This is a genomic window from Aetokthonos hydrillicola CCALA 1050 (assembly GCF_017591665.1).
Taxonomy (GTDB): Bacteria; Cyanobacteriota; Cyanobacteriia; order Cyanobacteriales; family Nostocaceae; genus Aetokthonos; species Aetokthonos hydrillicola.
The window spans coordinates 1-2,406 of sequence record NZ_JAAKGC010000290.1 but is presented as its reverse complement, the minus strand read 5'-3'; the positions used below and the strand labels follow the sequence as shown (position 1 = coordinate 2,406).

Annotated in this window: 3 protein-coding genes; all 3 read left to right on the top strand. The window is 43.6% G+C overall.

The features are described 5' to 3' along the window. A partial coding sequence (locus G4P69_RS37085) for a cation diffusion facilitator family transporter (RefSeq protein WP_208354855.1) occupies positions 1–996 on the top strand: 996 nt, incomplete at its 5' end. Between the two features lie 383 nt (positions 997–1,379). Then, the gene (gene deoC / locus G4P69_RS37080) at positions 1,380–2,060 is read left to right on the top strand and encodes a deoxyribose-phosphate aldolase (RefSeq protein WP_208342522.1); all 681 of its coding nucleotides are present in this window, start codon (positions 1,380–1,382) and stop codon (positions 2,058–2,060) included. 127 nt (positions 2,061–2,187) lie between these two features. Then, the coding region (gene recO, locus G4P69_RS37075) for a DNA repair protein RecO (RefSeq protein ID WP_208354852.1) at positions 2,188–2,406 on the top strand (219 nt) is incomplete at its 3' end.

Below are 2,406 nucleotides of genomic sequence, written 5' to 3'. Positions count from 1 at the left end.
AAGCAGCACTTGAGTCAATCTGAAATTGCCTTTAAACGGTTGTGTAACTGTTGTAAGTTGAATCCGTCAGAAGCAAGCGAGTCTGAGGAAAAAATTTGGCGATTATGGCTAGTGCTGGTGTTGCTTGTCAGTGTTGTACCAGCAGAAATTGGAATCGGACTGTGGAGCCATAGTTTATCTCTACAGGCGGATGCAGGGCATCTGTTTTCTGATGTGAGTACTTTAGGGCTAACACTGCTGGCCAGTTGGTTTGCTGGGCGTCCGGCCGCGGGTAGAGCGACTTTTGGACATGGGCGAGTTGAAATTCTGGCAGCGGTTGTTAATGGTTGTGGGCTGTTGGCGATCGCAGGGTTTATAGCTTGGGAGGCTCTTCAACGTTTCCAAACTCCCGAACCTATTTTAAGTTTACCGTTGTTAGTAGGATCAGTACTTGCGTTAATTGTCAACATATTGAATTTAACGCTATTGCACAAGCACAGTCATAACGATTTAAGTTTTCGGGCAGCTTTCTTACACATCCTTGCCGATACAATGGGTTCTGTGGGGGTTCTGGTTGAAGCGGTTGTCGTTTACTGGTTCAAATGGTGGTCAATTGACCCAATTATCAGCTTACTAATTGCTGGTTTCGCTTGTTTTAGCGCCATTCCCCTAATTTATAGAAGCTTAGAAGTCTTACTAGAGTATGCTCCTCGATCAATTAACCCTGAAGAAGTTGAAGCTGCTTTACAATTGTTTCCTGGAGTACGTCGGGTTGAAATGCTAAGAATTTGGGAGATCGGCTCTGGTGAAACCGCGCTGTGCGCTCACGTACTTATAGAACCCTTAGATGCTCAAAAACGTGAACAGTTACAGTGGGAGTTAAAAACCCATTTGGTTGAAGCATTTAACATCCAACAATCAACACTACAATTGTCTAGTCATACTACAACAAACTTGGTTCCCCTACATCCTCTACTCAAACCCAGTCTAGCTTCACAAATTTACAAGAGGGAGTAGGGAGTAGCATGGGGCATGGGGCATAGGGCATGGCGGATAGGTGAGGGGGAGTAGGGGAAGAAAAAAGTTAACCCAGCAGTACTGACTGGTTTCCAGCACTCATATTTACGAAAAAAGGTTAAGGTTTAAAGCCTCGCCCCTTGAGGGCGAAAGAATCTTTTCATTGTAGGGTAGGTTGAAACCGAGTCGAATTGTGGGCGACCTAGTTTTACCTGCTCCCTGCTAAGAGATCCCTTTTATCCCTATAATTTTTCAACTATGCCCAATGCCCAATGCCCCATGCCCTTCAAAAAAGTACAAAATTTTAAGATATGTGGTTTATTGGCATAAAATAGTCTTAAATTTTTATAAAGGTTAATAATTCATCACTGGTAGAAAAGGCGATGGCAGCAGACTATCCAGACATTGATATTGCGCCATTTATCGACCACACCCTACTGATTCCAACAGCTACCCCAGAGCAAGTTGAACAATGGTGTGAACAAGCAGATAGATTTCGCTTTGCAGCGGTTTGTGTAAACCCAACCTATGTTAAGCGAGTAGCAGAACTCCTGCACAATAGGAAACCGAAAGTTTGTACTGTGATTGGCTTTCCCACGGGTGCTACAACTTCTGCAACAAAACTTTACGAAGCTCAAGAAGCTGTGGAAAACGGTGCGACTGAGTTAGATGTAGTCATCAACTTAGGGTGGCTAAAAATTGGCAATACTGAGGCTGTACATCGTGAGATAGCTGAAATTTGTGAAGAAACTGGGCAGTCTGTAAAGGCAATTCTGGAAACTACCCTGTTGACGGATGCGGAGAAAAGACTGGCTGCGGAAATATGTATGGATGCAGGGGCAGCATTTGTGAAAACTAGTACGGGCTGGAATGGTGGTGCAACAGTCGCGGACATACGACTTTTGAAAGAGGTTGTACGAGATAGAATAGGAATTAAAGCCTCAGGGGGTATTCGGAACGTACACCAAGCTTTAGACTTAATATTAGCGGGCGCAACTAGACTAGGCACGTCTAGAGGCGTAAATTTACTTGAGGAGCGCGATACTCTGGAAAAGAGCGATTAGCTTATAATCTCAACATTTATTCTGGAGTATTGGCTTATGTAGGGGCAGGTTTAAGAAAATATTGTGTCCTTGGTAAAAAAGTAACGGGTAAAACCCGCCCTTACTTATAATTAATAATAAATAGCTAATGACTAAAACGTATAAAGCAACAGGAATTAATTTGAAAACTCAGGGGTTTGGCGAATCAGATAGACTAGTTACAATCTTGACACAGGAGTTTGGTTTGATTCGCGTAATTGCGCCGGGTTCACGCAAGCACAACTCTAGCCTTGGGGGTAGGAGTGGTATGTTTGTGGTAAATGAGTTGCTGATTGCTAAAGGGCGATCGCTCGATAAAATCACTCAA